Annotated in this window: 18 protein-coding genes; 8 read left to right on the top strand and 10 right to left on the bottom strand. The window is 73.4% G+C overall.

From position 1 onward, the window contains the following. Positions 1-143: 143 nt before the first annotated feature. Positions 144-713 carry a hypothetical protein gene (locus ACSURM_RS12255; RefSeq protein ID WP_436955041.1) on the top strand — a complete coding sequence of 190 codons (570 nt, stop codon included), beginning with the start codon at positions 144-146 and terminating at the stop codon, positions 711-713. A gap of 31 nt (positions 714-744) precedes the next feature. On the opposite strand, the gene ACSURM_RS12250 is transcribed toward ACSURM_RS12255, so the two are convergent. The 3 genes from ACSURM_RS12250 to ACSURM_RS12240 are packed head-to-tail and all read right to left on the bottom strand — an operon-like array spanning position 745 to position 2,880. Continuing rightward, positions 745-1,317, bottom strand: a complete 573-nt coding sequence (locus ACSURM_RS12250; RefSeq protein WP_436955040.1) for a cob(I)yrinic acid a,c-diamide adenosyltransferase — start codon at positions 1,315-1,317, stop codon at positions 745-747. A 13-nt stretch (positions 1,318-1,330) separates the two neighbouring features. Then, the gene (locus ACSURM_RS12245) at positions 1,331-2,080 is read right to left on the bottom strand and encodes an ABC transporter permease (protein WP_436955039.1); all 750 of its coding nucleotides are present in this window, start codon (positions 2,078-2,080) and stop codon (positions 1,331-1,333) included. 14 nt (positions 2,081-2,094) lie between these two features. Then, positions 2,095-2,880, bottom strand: a complete 786-nt coding sequence (locus tag ACSURM_RS12240; protein WP_436955038.1) for an ATP-binding cassette domain-containing protein — start codon at positions 2,878-2,880, stop codon at positions 2,095-2,097. Between the two features lie 79 nt (positions 2,881-2,959). On the opposite strand from ACSURM_RS12240, the gene ACSURM_RS12235 reads away from it, so the two are divergent. From ACSURM_RS12235 to ACSURM_RS12220, 4 genes are all read left to right on the top strand, one after another. Beyond that, on the top strand, positions 2,960-3,601 hold the full coding sequence (locus ACSURM_RS12235; protein WP_436955037.1) for a TetR/AcrR family transcriptional regulator: 642 nt from the start codon (positions 2,960-2,962) through the stop codon (positions 3,599-3,601). Between the two features lie 125 nt (positions 3,602-3,726). Beyond that, on the top strand, positions 3,727-4,575 hold the full coding sequence (locus tag ACSURM_RS12230; protein WP_436955036.1) for a 3-hydroxyacyl-CoA dehydrogenase family protein: 849 nt from the start codon (positions 3,727-3,729) through the stop codon (positions 4,573-4,575). A 155-nt stretch (positions 4,576-4,730) separates the two neighbouring features. After that, a complete protein-coding gene (locus ACSURM_RS12225; RefSeq protein ID WP_014675024.1) occupies positions 4,731-5,054 on the top strand; it encodes an STAS domain-containing protein in 324 nt (107 codons plus the stop codon). Positions 5,055-5,331: 277 nt separating this feature from the next. Next, a complete protein-coding gene (locus tag ACSURM_RS12220) occupies positions 5,332-8,007 on the top strand; it encodes an ATP-binding protein (RefSeq protein WP_436955035.1) in 2,676 nt (891 codons plus the stop codon). Between the two features lie 97 nt (positions 8,008-8,104). Here the strand turns inward: ACSURM_RS12220 and nucS are convergent, their stop codons facing one another. Next, positions 8,105-8,776 (bottom strand): endonuclease NucS, encoded by a 672-nt coding sequence (nucS, locus tag ACSURM_RS12215; RefSeq protein ID WP_436955034.1) that lies wholly within the window; start codon positions 8,774-8,776, stop codon positions 8,105-8,107. A 276-nt stretch (positions 8,777-9,052) separates the two neighbouring features. Between nucS and ACSURM_RS12210 the strand changes: the two genes are divergently transcribed. Then, a complete protein-coding gene (locus ACSURM_RS12210; protein ID WP_030610147.1) occupies positions 9,053-9,445 on the top strand; it encodes an SCO5389 family protein in 393 nt (130 codons plus the stop codon). A 186-nt stretch (positions 9,446-9,631) separates the two neighbouring features. Here the strand turns inward: ACSURM_RS12210 and ACSURM_RS12205 are convergent, their stop codons facing one another. Then, entirely contained in the window at positions 9,632-10,660 is a 1,029-nt protein-coding gene (locus tag ACSURM_RS12205) for an LLM class flavin-dependent oxidoreductase (protein WP_436955033.1), read from the bottom strand. Between the two features lie 221 nt (positions 10,661-10,881). Between ACSURM_RS12205 and ACSURM_RS12200 the strand changes: the two genes are divergently transcribed. Continuing rightward, positions 10,882-11,214, top strand: a complete 333-nt coding sequence (locus tag ACSURM_RS12200; RefSeq protein ID WP_436955032.1) for an ATP/GTP-binding protein — start codon at positions 10,882-10,884, stop codon at positions 11,212-11,214. A gap of 10 nt (positions 11,215-11,224) precedes the next feature. Here ACSURM_RS12200 and ACSURM_RS12195 read toward each other — a convergent pair whose 3' ends face one another. The 5 genes from ACSURM_RS12195 to mce form a co-directional block, all read right to left on the bottom strand. Further along, positions 11,225-12,106, bottom strand: a complete 882-nt coding sequence (locus ACSURM_RS12195; protein ID WP_436955031.1) for an ABC transporter permease — start codon at positions 12,104-12,106, stop codon at positions 11,225-11,227. Continuing rightward, positions 12,103-13,554 (bottom strand): ABC transporter ATP-binding protein, encoded by a 1,452-nt coding sequence (locus tag ACSURM_RS12190; protein WP_436955030.1) that lies wholly within the window; start codon positions 13,552-13,554, stop codon positions 12,103-12,105. The genes ACSURM_RS12195 and ACSURM_RS12190 overlap by 4 nt, the downstream gene beginning before the upstream one ends. Before the next feature lie 212 nt (positions 13,555-13,766). After that, positions 13,767-14,702, bottom strand: coding sequence for a cellulose-binding protein (locus tag ACSURM_RS12185; protein WP_181796020.1), 936 nt, complete (start codon positions 14,700-14,702; stop codon positions 13,767-13,769). A gap of 187 nt (positions 14,703-14,889) precedes the next feature. Next, positions 14,890-19,077: a polarized growth protein Scy gene (scy, locus tag ACSURM_RS12180; RefSeq protein ID WP_436955029.1), complete on the bottom strand. Its 4,188-nt coding sequence runs from the start codon at positions 19,075-19,077 to the stop codon at positions 14,890-14,892. Positions 19,078-19,306: 229 nt separating this feature from the next. After that, complete coding sequence (gene mce / locus ACSURM_RS12175; protein WP_030790098.1) at positions 19,307-19,747, bottom strand: methylmalonyl-CoA epimerase; 441 nt, start codon at positions 19,745-19,747, stop codon at positions 19,307-19,309. A gap of 149 nt (positions 19,748-19,896) precedes the next feature. Here mce and ACSURM_RS12170 point away from each other — a divergent pair, with 149 nt between their 5' ends. Then, a complete protein-coding gene (locus tag ACSURM_RS12170) occupies positions 19,897-21,096 on the top strand; it encodes an acetyl-CoA C-acetyltransferase (RefSeq protein WP_436955028.1) in 1,200 nt (399 codons plus the stop codon). Position 21,097 lies beyond the last annotated feature (1 nt).

The raw sequence follows: 21,097 nt of genomic DNA, 5'->3' as shown, positions 1-21,097 counted from the left end.
CCAACACGGCCGCGGCCCGCCGCGCGTGCTCCCCCGGAAGGGTGCGGGACTGCGACTTTCGCTTACGGCACTCTCCTCAGCGCCGACGACGCGACCGCCCGGCCCGGCCGGGACCCTGGGAGGGTGAACGAGGGGAGCGAACCGTGATCGTCGGCCTGGTCATCGCCTGCGAGGTGGCGTTCTGGGTGCTGCTGGCGGCCGGGCTGGCCTTCCGGTACGCGCTGCGGATGCCGCGCACCGGACTGGCGCTGCTGCTGTGCGAACCGCTGCTGGAGGTCGTGCTCTTCGTCGTCACGGCGATCGACCTGAAGAACGGCGCGCAGCCGGACTGGCGGCACGGGCTCGCCGCGGTCTACATCGGCTTCACCGTGGGCCTCGGCCACTCCACCATCAAGTGGGTCGACGCTCGGGTGGCCCACCGCTTCGCCGACGGCCCGCCCCCGGTGAGGCCGCCCAAGTACGGCACCGCCCGCGCCGTCCACGAGTGGAAGGTCGCCGGCCGCTGGATCCTGGCCGCGGTCGTGGCACTCGCCCTGCTCCAGGCCGCCGTCTGGTACGTCGGCGACGGCGGCGACACCGGCTCGCTGCGTATGTGGCAGGAGCGCATGCTGTGGGTGATCGGCATCAACGTGTTCGTCGCGGGGTGCTACACGGTGTTCCCGAAGCGGGAACCGCGGCGGGCCGACGACCGGGAACCGGCCGGGCGGTGCTGACGCTCACCGCCCGCGCCCCCTCGCGCGGCGGCTAACGCTCCCCGCCCGGTACCCACAGCACGTCGCCGGTCTTCTGGTTGGCGGTGCGGGCCAGGATGAAGAGCAGGTCGGAGAGGCGGTTGAGGTAGGTCGCGGTGAGCGGGTTCATCGTCTCGCCGTGCGCCTCCAGGGCCGTCCAGGTGGAGCGCTCGGCCCGGCGGACGACCGTGCAGGCCTGGTGCAGCAGGGCCGCGCCCGGGGTGCCGCCCGGCAGGATGAAGGAGCGCAGCTTCTCCAGCCGCTCGTTGAACCGGTCGCAGTCCGCCTCCAGCCGGTCGACGTAGAACTGCTCGACCCGCAGCGGGGGGTACTCGGGGTTCTCCACGACCGGCGTCGACAGGTCCGCGCCCACGTCGAACAGGTCGTTCTGGACGCGGGTGAGGACCGTGACGATCTCCTCCGCCAGCCCGCCCAGCGCGATGGCCGTGCCGATCACCGCGTTGGCCTCGTTGGCGTCGGCGTACGCGGCGATCCTTAGGTCCGTCTTGGGCACCCGGCTCATGTCACCGAGGCTGGTGGTGCCCTGGTCGCCGGTCCTGGTGTAGATACGCGTCAGATTGACCATGTGGCCAGCGTAGTTACGATCCGGCGGTGCGGAACACCCGTGTGCCCGCCGTCACGGCCAGCGCCGTGAAGCCCACGGCGACCAGGACGCCGTAGAGCATGTGCGCGCTCGTGTAGTCGCCGACGTAGGCGTCCCGGACCGCGTCCACCAGATAGCGGAACGGGACGAAGTGCGACAGCACGTCCAGCCAGGTGGGCGCCAGGGTCATCGGGAGCATCAGGCCGGACAGCAGCATCGACGGCATCGACACCGCGTTGATCAGCGGGCCGAACTCCTGCGGGCTGCGCACCTTCATGCCGAGCGCGTACGACACCGAGGCCAGCGAGACCGTGAGCAGGGCCACGAAGGCGAAGCCGACCAGCACGCCGGCCAGCGGCGCCCGCAGGCCCAGCACCAGCGCGGCCAGCACCAGCAGCACCGCCTGGAAGACGAACACGGTGGCGTCCCGCAGCACCCGGCCGAGCAGCAGGGCGAGCCGGCTGACCGGGGTCACCCGCATCCGCTCCACCACCCCCTGCCCCTGCTCGATGATGATCGTGAACCCGGCGAACAGGGCGCCGAACAGCCCCAGCTGGAGCAGCAGCCCGGGGACCAGCACCTGCCAGGAACTGCCCCGCCCGCCCAGCGGCAGGTCGGTGAGCAGCGGGCCGAAGAAGAGCAGGTACAGCAGCGGCGTCAGCACGCCGAAGAGCAGGGCGAAGCGGGAGCGCAGGGACTGGCGGAGATAGCGGCCGTAGACGAGGGCCGTGTCGTGGAGCAGCATCGTTTCCGGGTCTCTCAGACGGCGACGGGAGTGGTGTCGGCCGGGGCGGGGCCGCGGCCGGTGATCGCGAGGAAGGTGTCCTGGAGGGTGGCGTCGAGCGAGCCGCCGTAGCGGAGCTTGAGCGCGCCGGGGGTGCCCTCGGCGGCGACCGTGCCCCGGTCGACGATCACCAGGCGGTCGGCGAGGGCGTCGGCCTCGTCCAGGTAGTGGGTGGTCAGGAAGACGGTCGTGCCGTGCTCGTCGCGCAACCGGCGGACCAGTGCCCACAGGTCGGCGCGGCTGCCGGGGTCGAGGCCGGTCGTCGGCTCGTCCAGGAAGAGCACCGTCGGGCCGTGGGTGAGCGCCATCGCGATGTCCAGGCGCCGCCGCTGGCCGCCGGAGAGCGCGCCGGTCTTGCGGTCCAGGAACTCGGTGAGGTCCAGCTCGGCGGCCAGTTCGGCGGCGCGGGCGACGGCCCGCGCCTTCGGCAGGCGGTACAGCCGGCCCTGGGTGACCAGTTCCTCCCGCACGGTGATCTGCGGGTCGACCCCGCCGGACTGGGCGACGTAGCCGCTGACCCGGCGCACCCCGGCGGGGTCGGCCACGAGGTCGCGGCCGGCCACGGTGGCCGCGCCGCCGGTCGGCTTCAGCAGGGTGGTGAGCATCCGCAGGGTGGTCGTCTTGCCGGCGCCGTTGGGGCCGAGGAAGCCGAGGATCTCGCCCTCGTGGACGGTGAGGTCGATGCCGCGGACGGCCTCGACGGGGCCGGATTTCGTCTGGAAGGTGCGGGCCAGGCCCGCCGTGCTGATGACTGCTGCCATGCCCCCAGAAAAACAGAGTCCCTGAAAATTTGCAATGACCCCAAACTTTCAGTGAGGCCAGTGAAGCTAGGATGAGGGCATGGCTGAGGGGCTCAGGGAGCGGAAGAAGAGGCAGACCCGGCAGTACATCTCGGATGTCGCCACGGGGCTGTTCCTGGAGCGCGGCTTCGAGGCGGTGACCGTCGCGGAGATCGCCGAGGCGGCGAACGTGTCCGTCAACACCGTCTACAACTACTTCCCCGCCAAGGAGGACCTCTTCTTCGACCGCTCGGCCGGCGTGGCCGACCGGCTCGCCCGCTGGGTCCGCGGCCGGGACGTGGGGGAGTCCGCCGCGCGCGCCGTCCTGCGCGAACTGCGCTCGGAGGTCGAGGCCGTCTCGCCCCGGGTCGGCCTGATGGCGGGCTACGACCGCTTCATGCGGGTCATCCACGAGGCCCCGGCGCTGCGTTCGCGGTTGTGGAGCCTGCAACAGGAGACCCACGACATCCTGGAGACGGCCCTGCGCGAGGAGACCGGCGCCGCCCCCGACGACCCGCTGCCGGATCTGATGGCCGGTCAGATCTGCTGGGTCCACCAGGCCGTCTTCGTCACCATCGGCCGCGAGATGGTCGCCGGCCGCAAACCGGCCGAAGTGTCACGAGAGGTACTCGTCCTGATGGACGACATCGAGGACCTGTTGAGCGAGAAGGTCCTCAACTACGCCGTCCGAGGCGCGGCCTGACCCCTGCCGGTGTGATGTCCGTCAATTGAGACGTGACGCGCGTTACTTACCGGTCACACGGCGCCTCCGGAGCGCTATGGTCCGCCGGAGAGGCAGACGTTCAGGGCGTTCAAAGGGGAGTCGGAGTGGCACGGAAGCTTGCCGTCATCGGGGCCGGGCTCATGGGATCCGGTATCGCTCAGGTCTCCGCGCAGGCGGGCTGGGACGTCGTGCTGCGGGACGTCACCGACGAGGCGCTGCGGCGCGGCACCGACGGCATCAGGGCCTCGTACGACAAGTTCGTGGCCAAGGGCAAGCTGGCCGCCGAGGACGCCGAGGCCGCCCTCGCGCGCATCACCCCCACCACCGACCTCGACGCCGCCGCCGACGCGGACGTCGTGGTGGAGGCCGTCTTCGAGAAGCTGGAGGTCAAGCACGAGATCTTCCGCGCGCTCGACAAGCTCGTGCGCGAGGACACCGTGCTCGCCTCCAACACCTCCGCCATCCCGATCACCAAGATCGCGGCGGCCACCGAGCACCCCGAACGGGTCGTCGGCGTCCACTTCTTCTCGCCGGTGCCGATGATGCGGCTTGTCGAGCTGGTCCGCGGCTACAAGACCAGCGACGAGACCCTCGCCACCGCCCGGGAGTTCGCCGAGTCCGTCGGCAAGACCTGCATCGTCGTCAACCGCGACGTGGCCGGCTTCGTCACCACCCGGCTGATCTCCGCCCTCGTGGTGGAGGCGACCAAGCTCTACGAGTCCGGCGTCGCCACCGCCGAGGACATCGACCTCGCCTGCAAGCTGGGCTTCGGCCACGCCATGGGCCCGCTCGCCACCGCCGACCTCACCGGCGTGGACATCCTGCTGCACGCCACGAGCAACATCTACACCGAGTCCCAGGACGAGAAGTTCGCCCCGCCGGAGCTGATGCGCCGGATGGTGGACGCCGGTGACATCGGCCGCAAGAGCGGGCAGGGCTTCTACAAGTACTGAGCCCCACCCCGCCACACAGTCCCCGGGAGTATCACTCCCGGGGGTGAATTCGGTATCGGTTCGCCGACAAGCAGCAACCGCACCGCCACCCGCACAGTCAGACGGGGCACAGCATCCGTCACACAGACGCCAACCGCACTCAACGGGGAGCGCATATGCACATCAGGGGCGACCACGCCGAGCTGGTCGTCGGGGGCCGCCTCGACGTCCGCAGCGCGGCGGACGCCCGTACGGCCCTGCACTCGGCCGTCGACACCGGAGTCGGCGACCTGGTGCTCGACCTGTCCGAACTGGATTCCTGGGACGCCACCGGACTCGGCGTGATCATGGGTGCCCACCGGCGGGCCGGCCGCTGCGGGCGCCGGCTGGTGCTGCGGGGCGTGCCCCCGCAGATGCAGCGCCTGCTGGTGGCCACCCGGCTGCACCGCATCCTCGCCATCGAGGGCGGCATCGGCGTGGAGTCGCTGCCCCGGGTGTGAGGCACCCGCGGGGACCCGGCGCCACCGGGCGGGATCCGGCCGGACCGGGCGCGACCGCCGAACCGTACGACGGGGGCAATCCTCCCGAGACCGTGACGTCTCGGACCGCGGGGCACCCTGCCCTGTCGCCCGGACCCGGTGACGGTTTAAGGTGCGGTCGCCCGCCGTCTCGCGACCCTCGACCGAGCGGGCCCGGACCAGAAGCGACAGCGCGGTGTGCGACGAGGCCGGGAGGGCCACAACACGGGCACACGACGCTTTTGGGGAGCTTGAACCCATGGACCCGATCAACCCGGGACCCGAGGACCACGGCCAGGCGCACCACCGCCGCCCGTCCCGGGATCCCCTCGCCTCCGACCTCGCCCCGGCCGCACCCGCGCCCGCCCGCATGGAACGGCTGGTCTGCGGCGACCTCCAGCTGACCGTCAATCCGGTCGACGGCAGCGAGATCGAGCCGTGCCCGCCGGCCGAGCGCCCCGGCCGGGCCACCAAGCGCACCGCCGTCGAGCGTGCCGAGGTCGAGCGCGCCGCCCGTCCGCCCGCCCCGGCCGGCGCCGCCCCCGCCGCGCCCGAGGTGCCGGAGCGTCAGGAGGAACGCGAGCGCCTGGCCCGGCTCCTGGCCCGCGGGCGCTCCGTCCGCCTCACCGGCCCGGCCGGCTCCGGCCGCACCGCGCTGCTCGACGCGGTCGCCGAGGACTGCCGCGACCTCGCCCCCGACGGCGTGGTCCGGCTGAACGGCTTCCGCCGGGCGCCCGGCGACCTGCTGCACGACCTGTTCCACACCGTCCACGACGCCCCCGGCTACCGTCCCGATCCGGAAGAACTCCGCACGCTCGTCGGGGAGATCGGCGCGGTCGTCGTCGTGGACGACCTGGAGTTCGGCGGCGCCGCCCTGGACGAACTGCTCGACGCCACCCCCGAGTGCGCGTTCCTGTTCGCCGTCACGCCCGACGTGCCCGCGCCCTCCGCCGAGGCGGACGTGGAGGAGGTCTTCCTCGGCGGTCTCGACCGGGCCGCCGGACTGGCGGTCCTGGAGCGGACCGCCGGCCGGGCGCTCACCGAGGAAGAGGTCAACTGGGCCGGCGACCTGTGGTTCGAGTCCGAGGGGCTGCCGCTGCGCTTCGTGCAGGCCGGTGCCCTGCTCCGGCAGCGCGACCGACTGCGGGCCAGCACCGGCGCGGTGGACGAGTACGGGGTCTTCGAGGACGTACGCCTGCCCGCCGAACCGTCGGTGGAGCCGGTGGAGCCGGGGGAGGAGGTACCGCTGCCCTCCCTCGGCGAGGCGGCGGCGCCCGCCCCGCTGCTCGCCTCCCGGCTCAGCCCCTCCGCCCGGGCCGCCCTGCGCTTCGCGGTGGCCCTCGGCGGCGAACTGCCGCACCAGGCGCACCTGCCCGCCCTGGTCGGCGACACCCACGCCGACGCGGCCATCGGTGAGTTGGTGAGCTGCGGGCTGGTCTCCCCGGTCGGCTCCCGCTACCGGCTCGCTGCCGGTGTGCGGACCCAGCTGGAGGCCGCCGGATACGCCGACGACGCGGCCGGGCACGCCCTCACCGCCGCCCGGCACTACGCCTGGTGGGCCGGGCATCCCTCGGTCACCCCGGAACGGGTGTGCGCGGAGGCCGACGCGCTGCTGGCCGCGCTGGCCGCCGTCGTCCCGCGCGCGTCGTCGTCCGCCGCCGACGACGACGAGGGCGGCGCGGTACGGCTGGCGCGTACGGCGGCGCCCGCCTTCGCCGCGGGACCGCACTGGAGCGCCTGGGAACGGGCCCTGCGGTCCGGCGCGGAGGCCGCCCGGCTGAGCGGCGAGGTGGCCGAACAAGCCTACTTCCACCACGAGTTGGGCATCCTCGCGCTGTGCTCCGGGCAGTTCGGCCGGGCCCGTGCGGAGCTGGAGGCGTCGAGCGGGCTGCGCGGTGCGCTCGCGGACAAGCGGGGCGCGGTGGCCGGCCGCCGGGCACTGGCGCTGCTCGCCGACCGCGCCGGCGACGTACCGGGGCGGTCGGCGCCGGGGCCGTCCGGGCCGCCGCCGTCCGTTCCGGTGCGCGAGGAGCCGGCGGAGGCGCGCCGGGACGAGCCGGCGCCGGCGCCCTACGGCGCCCCGGGCGAGACCCGGTTCACCCGGCAGCTGACCCAGCCCGTGCCGCGGCCGGTGGCCCCGCCGGTGGCGGAACCCGCGGCGCGGACAGCGGCGCGGGGCGGCGGCCTGCGGCGGCTGGCCCGGCGCAACCTGGTGGCGGCCGGTGCCGGGGCCCTGCTCGCGGCCGTGCTCGGTACGGTCGTCACGCTCGGCATGACGTCCTCCGGCAGCGCCGGCCAGGACCCGGGAAGCAAGGTCGACGCCAATCCGTCGGCGAGCCCCGGGGTGGACGACGGGGACCCGGGCGTGGCGCCGGCGGACACCGGGGACACCGGCGCGGTCGGCGGCCGGCCCACGTCACCGGGTCCGGACGGCACGTACGGCACGGCCGACGACCCCGCGCCGCCGAGGGCCACGTTCCGCCCCTCGGAGAGCGGCGAGCCGTCCCGGCCCGGCACGTCCCCCGGTTCGCCGTCGACATCGCCGAGGCCCGGCGGGTCGGGCGGGTCGGGCGGTTCGTCCACGGGCGGTACGACGGGCGGCACGCCCGGCGGCTCTACCGGGAGCGGCGGCGGAGACTCCACCGGCTCCACGGGGGGTACGCCGACGGGCGGCACGACGACCGGCGGCTCGACGGACGGCTCGTCCACGGGCGGTACGACGGGCACCGAGACGGGCGGCACCACCGGTACGACGGGGGAGACCACCGGCGGCTCGACGGACGGCACGTCCGCGGGCGGGACGACGGGCGGCACCACCGACACCGGCGGCACCACGTCCGGCGACACCACCGGCACGACGACCTCCGGCTCCACCGGCGCCACCACCGCCTCGGCGACCCAGCCGGGCCCGTCCACGACCACCCCGGTGATCTGACCCCACGACGGCGACGCACGCCTCCCGACGGCGGACCGGGAGGCGTGCGGTGGGCGACGGGCGAAGCGGTACGCCCGCGAAGGGCGCCGACGACCCGTCAGAACAGGCGGAGCTTGTCGTCCTCGATGCCCCGGAGGGCGTCGTAGTCCAGGATGTGGCAGTCGATGCCGCGGTCGGTGGCGAGGACGCGGGCCTGGGGCTTGATCTCCTGCGCGGCGAAGACACCGCGGACCGGCGCCAGATGCGGATCGCGGTTCAGCAGGTCCAGGTAACGGGTGAGCTGTTCGACGCCGTCGATCTCGCCCCGCCGCTTGATCTCCACCGCCACCGTCCGGCCGTCGGCGTCCCGGCACAGGATGTCCACCGGACCGATCGCGGTCATGTACTCGCGGCGGATCAGGGTGTACCCCTCGCCCAGGGTCTCGATGCGGTCGGCGAGCAGTTCCTGGAGGTGTGCTTCCACGCCGTCCTTGATCAGGCCCGGGTCCACGCCGAGTTCGTGCGAGGAGTCGTGGAGGACCTCCTCCATCGTGATGATCAGTTTCTCGCCCGCCTTGTTGACGACGGTCCACACCCCGGCCTCCTCGCCGGTGCCCTCCTTCAGCGTGCAGGGCGGCGACATCCAGTTGAGCGGCTTGTAGGCCCGGTCGTCGGCGTGGATGGAGACGCTGCCGTCCGCCTTGACCAGGATCAGTCGCGGTGCCGAGGGCAGATGGGCGGTGAGCCGGCCGGCGTAGTCGACCGAGCATCGGGCAATGACGAGACGCATGGTCGGCAACGCTACTCGACGCGCGCCGGTGCACGCGATCCGCCCATCCCGCTCCCTGTGGAACGTCCCAATTGTCCCTGGAACCTCTTGTTCATCCCTGGCCGATAGTGAGCATGAGCCGACCGTTCCATATACGCATTCTGCTGGTGTGGTCACCGACCGTTGCCTACCGTAGGGAACGGGAGGTTGCGGCCTCTGTACCGAGCGTGTTCGAAATCGCGAACTCCCCCATCTGTCCGCCAACCCCTGCGCTTCGGGGGTGCGAGAGGAGAACCCATGTCGCTCGACGTCTCACCGGCCCTACTCGAACAGGCCGAGCGAGGCGAGGTCGACGAAGCAGCATTCGTCGACTGCGTCCGGACCTCCCTGCCCTACGCATGGGAGATGATCAGCTCCCTGGTGGCCCAGCTGAAGGTGGACGGCGGACCCTTCGCCGACAACCAGACGCCCCCGCCGGACGAGCAGGCGCGTGGTCAGCTGCTGCGCGCGCTCGCGAGTGACGCGATACGCGGCGCGCTGCAGCGGCACTTCGGTGTGCGGCTGGCCTTCCAGAACTGCCACCGTGTGGCGGTGTTCCCGCTGGACGCCTCGGTGGACGAGAGGCTGGCCCGCTTCACGTCGGTGCGCGCCCAGCTGCTGAACCAGTCCCCGGAGCTCCGGGACTGCTGACGCGGCCGGGTACGGCCGGGACCGGGTCGCCGAAGCGGTCGGCTTGCCGCTCCACCCCGCGGGAGGTGCATGCGTCGTCGGGGCGGCAAGCCGCCGGGCGGTGCCGCGCCGGGGACGGCCGGCGGGGCCCCGGGGACCGGGACCGGCTGTCCGGGAGACCGGCGCGGTACGGGGCGCACGGCGCCGTCAGCGCAGTTGGGGCAGTACCTCCGAGCCGAGCCGCCGCAGGTTCTCCTCGGTGGCCGCGAGCTGGCCCGAGCCCTCGACCATGAGGGCGAAGCGGGAGATACCGGTGCGCTCCGAGGTGGCCGCGAGCCGGTCGGCGGCGAGCCGCGGGGTGCCCACGGGATGCAGCCCGCAGAGCAGTTCGGTGTAGGCGTGCGGGTCGCGCATCACGCGCTCCCGTCCGTCCACCGTCATATGGGCCGCGAGCCCCTGCCGCAGCCAGCCCGGCATCGCCTTCAGCAGGGTTTCGGCCGCGTCGCTGCGCCGGTCGGCGAGCTGGCAGACGCCTGCCGAGACATGGGCGGCGCCCGCGATCTCCTCGGCCGGCCGGCCCGCCGCACGGGCGAGGTCCCGCCACAGGGCGACCATCTCGGCCTTCTCCTCGTCCCCGACGTGCATGCCGAGCAGCATCGGCAGCCCGCGCTCGGCGGCCAGCCGCACGCTCGCCGGCGAGGTGCAGGCCAGCACGACCTCCGGGCCGGGGGCGTCGGTCAGGACGTCCGACGGGCGGGGTACGACCGGCACCTCGCGGAAGGAGTACCGCTCGCCGTCGGCCGCCACCGCCGGTTCGCGCAGCCAGCGCAGCAGCAGATCGAGTGACTCCGGGAACCCGTGTTCGTACGCCTTCAGGCCCGCGCCGAACACCTCCAGGTCCACCCAGGGGCCGCCGCGCCCGACGCCCAGCGTGAACCGTCCGCCGCTGGTGACGTGGAGCAGCGCGGCCTGCTCGCCGAGGGCGACCGGGTGCGCGGTGGGCAGGACGCTGACCGCCGTGCCGACCCGGATGCGGTGGGTGCGGCCCAGCAGCAGCGCGGCCAGGGTGACCGCCGAGGGGCATGTGCCGTAGGGCACGAAGTGGTGCTCGGCCAGCCATACGGCGTCCAGCCCGGCCTGCTCGGCGACCTCCGCCGAGCGGACCGCCCGGTGCAGCGCCTCTCCCGGACCCTGGCCGGGGAACTGGGCGGCCAGCACAAAAGTTCCTACGCGCATCGCATTCCTGCTTCCTTGGCTCCGACCCGGAGCTCCCCCACCCGGCATAACCGTCTGACACGTGCCAAGGACACGGTCCCGCAGGGAGATTTGCCGATTGTCTGCAGAATAGGTCGCCCAGGAGGGGGACTTGTGGGGGTTGGTTCCGTACCCGTACCCCGCTCGGCGCCGCGTAGGCTGGATGGCGCCCGTGCTTCCTGTATAGCCCCGAGAGGTGTCCCGTGTCCCCGCGTCGCAACCGACCGAAGGCAGCCGGATCGTCGGGCCGGAGCGCCGAGGACGACCCTGCGGGCCGGTACGGCGGCTGGCAGTCCACCGAGAACTGGCAGGGCGAGGACTGGAGCGTGCGGCACGTCGCCGGGGCGAGCGCGCAGGGCAAGACCTACCGCTGCCCGGGCTGCGACCAGGTCATCCCCTCCGGCGTCCCGCACGTGGTGGCCTGGCCCGAGTACGCGGGCGTCGACGACCGCCGGCACTGGCACAAGGCCTGCTGGAACGCGAAGGACCGCCGCACCACGCGGGTGCAGCGGTCCCGTAACGCGCCGAGGTTCTGAGCCGTACGGCTCACACGTCCCGGCTCCGCAGCAGCGCGTACGTGCCCGCGTACACCGCCGCCGTCAGGCCCAGCATGATCCACAGCGGGTCCCAGCCGGACGGGCCGGAGTCGGTCAGGGAACTGGCGTAGAAGACGCTCAGCTGGTTCGGGATCGAGTACTCGAACAGCCAGTCGCGCAGCTTCTCCATCGACTGCGCGACCATGAACATCGCGATCACCAGCGGTGCCAGCACCACGCCGATCATGATGGTGATGGCGCCCGCGGAGTGCCGGATGACCGAGCCGATGAGCAGCGAGAGCAGGCCGAGCAGCGCGATGTAGAGGCTGATGCCGACGGTGGCCTTGAACCACTCCGAGCCGCTCGGGGTGCGGGCCCCGGCGTCCTCCAGCATGGACACCTGGACCATCGCCACGAAGGCGGACGCGACCAGGGTGAACACGAAGGCGACGGCGAAGAACACGATCGACTTGGCGGCGAGCACCCGGGCCCGGCTGGGGCACGCGGTCATCGTCGTGCGGATCATGCCCGTGCCGTACTCGGAGGCCGTGGTCAGCACGCCGAGCGTGATGATGCAGATGGAGCCGAGCAGCAGGCCGAAGAAGCCGAGCGTCAGCGGGTTCTCGCCGTCCATGTCGGCGGAGCTGGAGTTGGCCGCGACCAGCGCGCCGGCGGCGAGACCGATGCCGACGACGAGCAGCACGAACACGCCGAGCGTCCACATCGTGGAGCGCACCGACCTGATCTTCGTCCACTCGGAGGCCAGCGCGTGCCCGAGGTGGGTGCGCACGACCGGGATGGGCGAGGTGTAACCGGCGTACGACCCACCAGGCGCCTGCCACTCGGGCGCGGCGGCCGGGGCCTGCGGCATCGGGGGCTGGGGGGTGCTCATCGGGCGTCCTCGGGCTGGGTCGTCGGGGCGGCGGAGGCGGGGGTGTCGGCCGGGCCGGGAGCCGGGGCCGCGCCGGAAGCGGCGGCCGGGCTCGTGGCGGGGGCCGGGGGAGCGGCGGGCGCCTGCTGCGGCGCGGGCGGGGCCGCGGGGGCCTGCGGGGCGGCCGGCTTGGTCAGCAGCGTCGGCTGGTCCTGCGCGACCGGGGCGGCCGAAGGAGCCGGGGCGGCCGGCTGCGCCGGGGCCGCCTGGGCCGGGGCCGCGGGATGGGCCGCGGGCTGGGCCGCAGGGGCCGGCTGGGCGTAGGGGTTGGCCGTACCGGGCGCCGCGCCCGCGCCGCCGTAGCCGGGCGCCGGGGCGCCCTGACCGTTGCCCGGCGCGCCGCCGTACGGGCCGCCCGGGGCCATCGCGAAGGGCTGGCCGCCCTGCTGCGGCGGCGGTGGGGCGTACCAGCCGGGCTGGCCCTGGCCGGGGACCGGCACGGGCGGCTGGGCGCCGGGCGGCAGCGGCTGCTGGAGGCCCGCCTTCTGGTCCACGGTCGAGCGGTAGTCCACGGCGGCCTGGGTCATCCGCATGTACGCCTCCTCCAGCGAGGCCTGGTGCGGGGACAGCTCCCACAGCCGGACGCCCGCCTCGTGCGCGAGGTCGCTGATGCGCGGCAGCGGCAGCCCGGTCACGCGCAGCGCGCCGTCCTGCTCGGGCAGCACGTGGCCGCCCGCCTCGGCGAGCGCGGCGGCGAGCTTCTCCCGCAGCTGCGGCTCGGTGTCGGGGGTGCGCACGCGCGCGAAGTCGGCGGAGTTCGCGGAGATGAAGTCCGTCACGCTCATGTCGGCGAGCAGCTGCCCGCGCCCGATCACGATGAGGTGGTCGGCGGTCAGCGCCATCTCGCTCATCAGGTGGGAGGAGACGAAGACCGTACGGCCCTCCGCCGCCAGCGCCTTCATCAGGTTGCGGACCCAGAGGATGCCCTCGGGGTCGAGGCCGTTGACCGGCTCGTCGAAGAGCAGCACCTGCGGGTCGCCGAGCAGCGCGGCGGCGATGCCGAGGCGCTGGCCCATGCCGAGCGAGAAGCCCTTGGAGCGCTTCTTCGCCACGTCCTGGAGGCCGACCACGCCGAGCACCTCGTCCACGCGGCGGGCCGGGATGCCCGACAGCTGGGCGAGGCTCAGCAGGTGGTTGCGGGCGGACCGGCCGCCGTGCACGGCCTTGGCGTCGAGCAGCGCGCCGACCTGCCGGGGTGCGTTGGGCAGCTTGCGGTACGGATAGCCGCCGATGGTGACCGACCCGGACGTGGGGTTGTCCAGCCCGAGGATCATCCGCATCGTCGTGGACTTGCCCGAGCCGTTCGGCCCGAGGAAGCCGGTCACGGCTCCTGGCCGTACCTGGAAGGAAAGGTTGTACACGGCGGTCTTGTCGCCGTAGCGCTTGGTCAGGCCGACAGCCTCGATCATGCTCCGCACCCATCGAAAAGGTTCAGGAAGGCGGGGCACACGCCCCCGTAAGGGTTAGGAGGATATCCAGGCGCTGACGGTTCCGCCCAAGAGAGAGTAAAGCCGCAAGCCCCGTGGATCACCCGGCTCCCGGCATTCGGGGAGGCGGACACGGTGAAGGGGCGGCGGGACCGGGCCCGCCGCCCCTTCACCGTGTCGGCCGTGTGTGACGGCTACCGGGACTGCTGCGCCGGAACGCTCCGGGAGATCGGCTCGTCGTCGCTGGACGTGCCGGCCGCGGCCACCGCGGCGCCGGTCAGCGTGGCGAGCATCTCGCGGACGTTCGTCAGCTGGGCGTTGATGCTGTCGCGGCGGTTGGTGAGCGCCGCCAGCTCCCGCTCGGACTCCGAGCGGATCCGGTCCGCCTTGGCGTTGGCGTCGGCCACGATGTCCTCGGCCTGCCGCTGGGCGGTCTCCACGGTCTGCCGGGCCCGGCGCTCGGCGTCGGTGCGCAGCTTCTCCGCCTCCAGGCGCAGCTGCTCGGCCCGGTGCTCGATCTCGGCGAGCCGCTTCTCGGCCTTCTGCTGGCGCGAGGCCAGGTCCCGCTCGGACTGCTCGCGCCGCTTGGCCAGGTTGGTCTCGAAGTCGGCGGCTGCCTGCGCGGCCTTGGCGCGGGTCTCCTCGAAGAGGGCGTCCGCCTCCTCCCGCTTGGACTGCGCGTCCTTCTGCGCCTCGGCACGCAGCTGGGCCGCGTCGGCCTTGGCCTTCTCGACGATCCGGACGCCCTCGTCCTCGGCCTTGGCCTTGCGCTCGGCCGCGTACGCCTCGGCGTCGTTGCGGACCTGCTGGGCCGCCGACTCGGCGAGGTCGCGGTGCTGCTCGGCCGCCCGGCGGGCCTCCTCACGCAGCTCCTTGGCCTCTTCCTCGGCCAGCCGCAGGATCTTCTCGACCCGCGCGCCGAGACCCGCGTACGACGGCTCGGCGTCGGTGATCTGGGCCTGGGCGTTCTGCGTTTCGAGGTGCAACTCCTCGATGCGCTTCTCCAGGGCGGTGATCCGGGCGAGAGCGCTGTCACGGTCGGAGACGAGCTTGGAGATGCGTTCGTCCACCTGAGCGCGGTCGTATCCACGCCGCACAAGCTCGAAGCCGTAGGGGGAAGTGTCGCTCATGGGGTTCCTGTCGAATGAGACCGGTGAGTGAGGTGATAAAAGGAATCCTAGGGGCCACAGCGGTGTGTCATCGAGCGGATACGGTTTTGATCTGGAGAATGGCACCTCTTTCGGGTGGCCGGCCGGCGGACCGCTTGCCACGGAGCCGGGCAAAGCACCCAGAAGACACCACAACGCCCCCTGTCCGCTAGCTCTCTGACGTCTTGCCACCCGATCGGGGGGCGCCCACGGCGGCACCCGCCTTGACCCCGCCGTCCTTCCCGGGCGCGGGCGCCTCGAGGGACCCCAGCGCCTCCAGGACGTCCTGCACCCGGGAGATCTCGGCGTTGATGTCCTCGCGTCGGCGCATCAGGATCTCCAGTTCCCGCTTGCCCTCGTCGACGGTGCGCCGCGTCTCGCGGACCGCCTCCGCCTTCAGTTCCTCCGCCTCTTCCACCGTACGCCGTGCCTCGCGGACCGCCTCGGCCTTCAGCTCCTCGGCCTCCTTGACCAGCCGCGCCTTCTTCTGCTCGGCCTCCTTGAGCAGGCCCTCCGCCTTCTTCACGGCGGCGATCCGCACCTTGCCCGCCTCGGAACCGGCCTCCGACACCAGCTCCTTGGCCTTCGCCTCGGCCTTCGCCAGCTGCTCCTCGGCGGCCTTGATGAGCGCGTCGCAGCGGTCACCGGTGGACTTCATCGTCTCGGCCGCCTCGCGGCGGGCCCGCTCGTGCAGCTCCTCGATCTCGGTGGTGACCCGGCTCTGCAGCTCCTCCGCGCGCTCCCTTATCGCGGTGGCGTCCCGGCGCGCGCCGACCAGCAGCTCGTCGGCGTCCGTACGGGCCTTCTCCACCAGCGAGTTGCCCTCGATGGTCGCCTCGGTGACGATCCGCTCGGCCTCGCTGCGGGCCGCGCCCACCATCGTGTCGGCCTGCGCCTCGGCATCCGCCGTGGTCTTCAGGGCCTGCGCCTGCGCCTCGGCGAGCAGCTTGTCGGCCTCCGCCGTGGTCTCCGTGATGAGCTTGTCGACCTGCTCGGCCGCCTCCGAACGCCGCTTGTTTGCGTCCTTGCGGGCCTCGTCCAGGGTCCGCTCGGCCTCCTCGCGCGCGGAGTTGACGAGCCGTTCGGCCTCGGCCCGCGCGTCCGTCTTCGTCCGCTCGGCCTCCGCCCGCACCCGCTCGGCGTGCGCCTGCGCGGAACCGACCGTCTCGGCGGCCTCCGCGCGCAGCCGCTCGGCCTCGCCCGTGGCGTCCCCGATCAGCTGCTCGGCGTTCGCGACGGCCTCCGCGCGCACCCGGTCCGCCTCGGTCAGCGCCTCCGTGCGCACCCGCTCGGCCTCGGCGGCGGTCTCGGTCTGGAGGAGTTCGGCTTCCTTGCGGGCCTCGGTGATGAGGGTGTCGGCCTGGGTGGCTGCGTCGGAGCGGATGCGGTTGGCGTCCTCGCGGGCGTCCGCCCGGGTACGGGCCGCCGCCTCGTTGGCCTCGGTGAGCGTCTCGGACGCCTCGGTGCGGACCCGCTCCGCCTCGGCCGCGGCCTCGCCGCGCAGCCGCTCGGCCTCCGTGGCCGCCTCGGTGCGCACCCGTTCGGCCTCGGCGGCGGTCTCGGTCTGGAGGAGTTCGGCTTCCTTGCGGGCCTCGGTGATGAGGGTGTCGGCCTGGGTGGCTGCGTCGGAGCGGATGCGGTTGGCGTCCTCGCGGGCGTCCGCCCGGGTACGGGCCGCCGCCTGGTCCGCCTCGGCGAGCGCGTCCGACGCCTCGGTGCGCACCCGCTGCGCGTACTCGCCCGCGTCCGCGCGCAGCCGCTCGGCCTCGGCGATCGCCTCCGCCGTCGTCCGCTCGGCCAGCGCCTTCGCGGCCTCCGACTCCTCGTGCGCCTCGCGCCGCACCCGGGCGGCGTCCTCGCCGGCCCGCTCCCGCTCGGCGTAGGCGTCGGAGCGGACCCGGTCCGCCTCCTCCTCGGCCTCCCGCCGGGTACGGTCCGCCGCGTGCTCGGCGGCCGAGCGCAGCCCGGCGATCTCCTCCTGCGCCTGCTCGTGCAGCCCGGCGACGGAGTCCCGGACCTGCTGGGCGTGCTGCTCGGCGGCGGTGACCATCTCGCCGGCCCGCCGGTCGGCCTCCTCCACCAGCCGGGTCGCCTCGGCCTGCGCCTCCTCGACCCGCTTGCGGGCGGCGGCCAGCAGCTCCTCGCTCTGCTCCCGGGCCCGCTGCCGCTCCTGGCCGGCCTCCTCGCGGGCGGCACCGAGCAGCTCCTCGGCCTCGCGGCGGCGCCGGGCGGCCTCCTCCTGCGCGGCGGCCAGCGTCTCGGACGCCTCGGCGGCCAGCCGCTCGGCGGCGGCCTGCGCCTCCGCGCGCACCCGGTCCGCGGTGTCCTGCGCCTCCGTCTTCAGCCGCTCGGCCTCCGCGGCGGCCTCCGACCGCAGCCGTACGGCGACGGCCTCGCCCTCGGCACGGGAGGTGGACGCGTCGGAGGCGGCCTCGGTGCGCAGCCGTTCGGCCTCGGCCTCGGCCTGCTCCTGGAGCGTACGGATCCGCTCGGCGGACTCCGCGCGCAGCCGCTCGGCCTCCTCGGCGCTCTCCCGGCGGACCCGGGCGGCCTCCTCGCGGGCCTCGGTCAGCGCCCGCTCGGCCGACGTCAGCCGCTCCTGCGCCTCGGCCTGCAGCCGGGACAGCTCCTCGGCGGTCTCCGCCCGGCGGGCCTCGACCGCCTTCTCGGTCTCCTCGCGCAGCTCCCGCGCGGCCTTCTCGGCGTCCGTCCGGGCCGCCTCGGCCTGCTCGGCGGCCTCGGCGCGCAGCCGCTCGGCCTCCTCGCGGGCGCGCTCCAGGGCCTCCTCGGCCTGCCGGCGCAGCGCGGTGGCGCGCTCGGCGGCCTCGGCGCGGACCTTCTCGCTGTCGGCCGTCGCGGTCTGCCGCAGCTCCTCGGCGTCCGCCTTGGCCTTGCCCAGCAGCTCCTCGGCGGACTTGGCCGCCTCCTCGATCTTGGCGACGGCCTCCCGACGGGCCTCGGCACGGATCGACTCGCCCTCGGCGACCGCGTCGGCGCGCAGCTGCTCCGCCTCGCCGCGCAGCCGGCGCGCCTCCTCCTGGAGTTCGACCGTCTTGGCCCGGTACTCCTTGGTGTCGTCCTTGGCCGCGCCCTTGAGCTGCTCGGCGATGTCGTGCGCCTCGGCCCGCAGCCGGTCCGCCTCCGCCTCGGCCTCCGAACGGATCCGCTCGGCCTCCTCGGCGGCGGCCCGGGTGGTCTTCCGGGCGTCCTCCGACGCCTTGTTGAGCACGTCCTCGGCGGTCTTGGCCGCCTTGGACAGCTGGGTGGCCGTCTCCTCCGCGGTGATCGTGCGGGCCTTCTCGGCGGCCTCGGCGACGAGCTTCTCGGCCTCGGCGCGGGCGTCCGCGACCAGCTGTTCGGCCTCGGACCGGGTGTGCTCGGCCTCCTTGGTGGCCTCCTCGACCAGCCGGGCGACCTGCTCCTTGGCGGTGCGCGTACGCGTCTCGTTGGCGGCCTCGGCGCCCGCCAGCGCCTTGGCGGCGGCCTCCTTCGCCTCGGTGACCACCTTCTCGGCCTCGGCCTGCGCCTTGCGCAGCGCCTCCTCGGCCGCCGCCATCCGCTCCTCGGCGGCCCGGCTCAGCTCGGCGGCCTGCCGGCGGGCCGCGTCCGACTCGGTGACCGTGGTGGTGCGCAGCCGCTCGGCGTGCTCGGTGGCCTCCTGCGCCTGCGTGGAGGCCGCGTTCAGCAGCCGCTCGGCGTCCGCGCGGGCCCGGCGCAGGATCTGGTCGGCCTCGGCGCGGGCGGACTCGGCCTCGTCGCGCAGCCGTTCCCGGGCCTCCCGGGTCAGCCGCTCGGCCTCCGCGCGGGCGGCGGCCATCGCCTGCTCGGCCTCCGCGCGGGACTCCTCCAGCAGCCGGCGGGCCTGCTGCTCGGTGCGGGCGCGCAACTGCTCCGCCCACGCCACGTTCTCGTTGACGTGCGACTCGACGGTGGCGCGGCGCTCGGCCAGCTCCTGGTCGAGCTGCTGGCGCCGGGTCACCGCCTCCTGGTGCAGTTCCGCCTGGAGCCGGGCGGCCTGCTCGGCGTGCTCCTGGAGGATGCGCTGGGTCTGCGCGCGGGCCTGGCTCAGCTCCCGCTCGGCGTCCTGGCGCAGCTGCTCGGCCTGCATCTGGGCGTTACGGAGCAACTGCTCGGCCTGGTAACCGATGTCGCCGCCGTCGTAGGCGGGCCGGGTCATGAGCGTGCGGCGCGCCTCGTGCAGCTTGGCGCGCAGCACCTCGACCTGGTAGCCGAGGTCCTCGGCGTGCTGGATCGCCTTCTCCCGCTCGGTCCTCAGCCGCTTCATCTCGGCCTCGAACCGAGAGAGGTGGTCGACGTCAGCCGCCGGCTCTCGCTCCTGGCTCTCGTAGCCCCGCACTGCGCGGTCCCATCCGTCCCCTGGTCAGCTTCTCCAACGAGCTCCGTCCATCCGCCGAACGGGGCCCCCGGGGAAGGGTGTCGGACAGAGGGCGGAGCACGGGCTGCTGCCCCGACGCTCGTCCCGCGAAACCCGGACCCCGGCTCGGTCCCGCCCGCAACGGCAGGACCCGGTCGCCCCGGTTGGCGGGACGACCGCCCCCAACCCTACCGGCCCTTATGTACGGGGGTCAGTGCTCGGGCGTCTCAACAGGGGCCGAAGTGACCAGTTCTGTGAGGACGCCATGGCAGTCCTTGGGGTGCAGGAAGGTGATCCGCGAGCCCATGGAGCCGCGCCGGGGCTCGTCGTAGAGCACGCGCACGCCCTTGCCGCGGATCTCCTCGGAGTCGGCGTCCACGTCCGCGGTGCCGAAGGCGATGTGGTGGACGCCCTCCCCGTTCTTCGCGAGCCACTTGGCGACCGTGGAGTCCTCGCGGACCGGTTCCAGCAGCTGGAGGTAGGAGGCGCCGCCGTCGGAGGTGCCGTTGATGCGGAGCATGGCCTCGCGCACGCCCTGCTCCTCGTTGACCTCGGTGTGGAACACCTCGAAGCCGTACGTGGCCCGGTAGAACTCGACGGTCGCGTCGAGGTCGTGGCAGGCGATCCCGATGTGGTCGATTCGCGTCAGCATGGATTCAGTGCAGCGCTCCCGGGGTGGTTACGCAACGTGCGCGCGATCACACCGACAGGCCGGTGACGACCTGTCCAACCGCTCAGTACATTCGAAGTAAACCCTCGTTCACTCCTCGGCTGCGCGCAGCTGGAAGGGGATCGCACCTCATGTCTTCTGGAACGACCAGCTCGGTGATCGTCGCGGGCGCCCGGACGCCCATGGGGCGGCTGCTGGGCTCCCTGAAGTCCTTCTCCGGAGCCGACCTCGGCGGCTTCGCGATCAAGGCCGCCCTCGACCGTGCGGGGATCGGCGGCGACCAGGTGCAGTACGTGATCATGGGCCAGGTGCTCCAGGCCGGGGCGGGCCAGATCCCGGCCCGCCAGGCCGCCGTCAAGGCCGGCATCCCGATGAACGTCCCCGCGCTCACCATCAACAAGGTGTGCCTCTCCGGCCTCGACGCCATCGCCCTCGCCGACCAGCTGATCCGCGCCGGCGAGTTCGACATCGTCGTGGCGGGCGGCCAGGAGTCCATGACCAACGCCCCGCACCTGCTGCCCGGCTCCCGCGAGGGCTACAAGTACGGCGCGCTCGAGATGCTCGACGCGATGGCCTACGACGGCCTGACCGACCCGTGGGAGAACATCCCGATGGGCGAGTCCACCGAGAAGCACAACACCCGCCTCGGCATCAAGCGCCCCGAGCAGGACGAGATCGCCGCCCTGTCCCACCAGCGGGCCGCCGCCGCCCAGAAGAACGGCCTGTTCGAGGCCGAGATCACCCCGGTGGAGATCCCGCAGCGCAAGGGCGACCCGGTGCTGTTCAGCAAGGACGAGGGCATCCGCGCCGACACCACCGCGGAGTCCCTGGCCAAGCTGCGCCCGGCCTTCACCAAGGACGGCACGATCACCGCCGGCACCTCCTCGCAGATCTCCGACGGCGCCGCCGCCGTGGTCGTGATGAGCAAGGCCAAGGCCCAGGAGCTCGGCCTCGACTGGCTCGCCGAGATCGGCGCGCACGGCAATGTGGCCGGCCCCGACAACTCCCTCCAGTCGCAGCCGTCCAACGCCATCCGGCACGCGCTGGAGAAGGAGGGCCTGAACGTCTCCGACCTGGACCTCATCGAGATCAACGAGGCGTTCGCCGCGGTCGCCGTGCAGTCAATGAAGGACCTCGGCGTGTCCACGGAAAAGGTGAACGTCAACGGCGGCGCCATCGCGCTCGGCCACCCGATCGGCATGTCCGGCGCCCGCCTCGTGCTGCACTTGGCGCTGGAGCTCAAGCGTCGGGGCGGCGGGACCGGCGCCGCCGCGCTGTGCGGCGGCGGCGGCCAGGGCGACGCGCTGATCGTGCGGGTGCCGAAGGCCTGAG

Origin of the sequence: Streptomyces sp. SudanB182_2057 (assembly GCF_964272715.1) — a bacterium.
GTDB classification, from domain to species: Bacteria; Actinomycetota; Actinomycetes; order Streptomycetales; family Streptomycetaceae; genus Streptomyces; species Streptomyces rubradiris.
This window is presented reverse-complemented; position numbering and strand designations above follow the sequence as displayed.

What these genes read in the sequence shown, in the direction of transcription:
- ACSURM_RS12235 (WP_436955037.1), top strand. Translation starts at nt 2,960, where the DNA reads ATGGCTGAGGGGCTCAGGGAGCGGAAGAAGAGGCAGACCCGGCAGTAC.
- ACSURM_RS12245 (WP_436955039.1), bottom strand. Translation starts at nt 2,080, where the DNA reads ATGCTGCTCCACGACACGGCCCTCGTCTACGGCCGCTATCTCCGCCAG.
- ACSURM_RS12190 (WP_436955030.1), bottom strand. Translation starts at nt 13,554, where the DNA reads ATGATCGAGGCTGTCGGCCTGACCAAGCGCTACGGCGACAAGACCGCC.
- ACSURM_RS12250 (WP_436955040.1), bottom strand. Translation starts at nt 1,317, where the DNA reads ATGGTCAATCTGACGCGTATCTACACCAGGACCGGCGACCAGGGCACC.
- nucS (WP_436955034.1), bottom strand. Translation starts at nt 8,776, where the DNA reads ATGCGTCTCGTCATTGCCCGATGCTCGGTCGACTACGCCGGCCGGCTC.
- ACSURM_RS12170 (WP_436955028.1), top strand. Translation starts at nt 19,897, where the DNA reads ATGTCTTCTGGAACGACCAGCTCGGTGATCGTCGCGGGCGCCCGGACG.
- mce (WP_030790098.1), bottom strand. Translation starts at nt 19,747, where the DNA reads ATGCTGACGCGAATCGACCACATCGGGATCGCCTGCCACGACCTCGAC.
- ACSURM_RS12195 (WP_436955031.1), bottom strand. Translation starts at nt 12,106, where the DNA reads ATGAGCACCCCCCAGCCCCCGATGCCGCAGGCCCCGGCCGCCGCGCCC.
- ACSURM_RS12220 (WP_436955035.1), top strand. Translation starts at nt 5,332, where the DNA reads ATGGACCCGATCAACCCGGGACCCGAGGACCACGGCCAGGCGCACCAC.
- ACSURM_RS12225 (WP_014675024.1), top strand. Translation starts at nt 4,731, where the DNA reads ATGCACATCAGGGGCGACCACGCCGAGCTGGTCGTCGGGGGCCGCCTC.
- ACSURM_RS12185 (WP_181796020.1), bottom strand. Translation starts at nt 14,702, where the DNA reads ATGAGCGACACTTCCCCCTACGGCTTCGAGCTTGTGCGGCGTGGATAC.
- ACSURM_RS12240 (WP_436955038.1), bottom strand. Translation starts at nt 2,880, where the DNA reads ATGGCAGCAGTCATCAGCACGGCGGGCCTGGCCCGCACCTTCCAGACG.
- ACSURM_RS12210 (WP_030610147.1), top strand. Translation starts at nt 9,053, where the DNA reads ATGTCGCTCGACGTCTCACCGGCCCTACTCGAACAGGCCGAGCGAGGC.
- ACSURM_RS12205 (WP_436955033.1), bottom strand. Translation starts at nt 10,660, where the DNA reads ATGCGCGTAGGAACTTTTGTGCTGGCCGCCCAGTTCCCCGGCCAGGGT.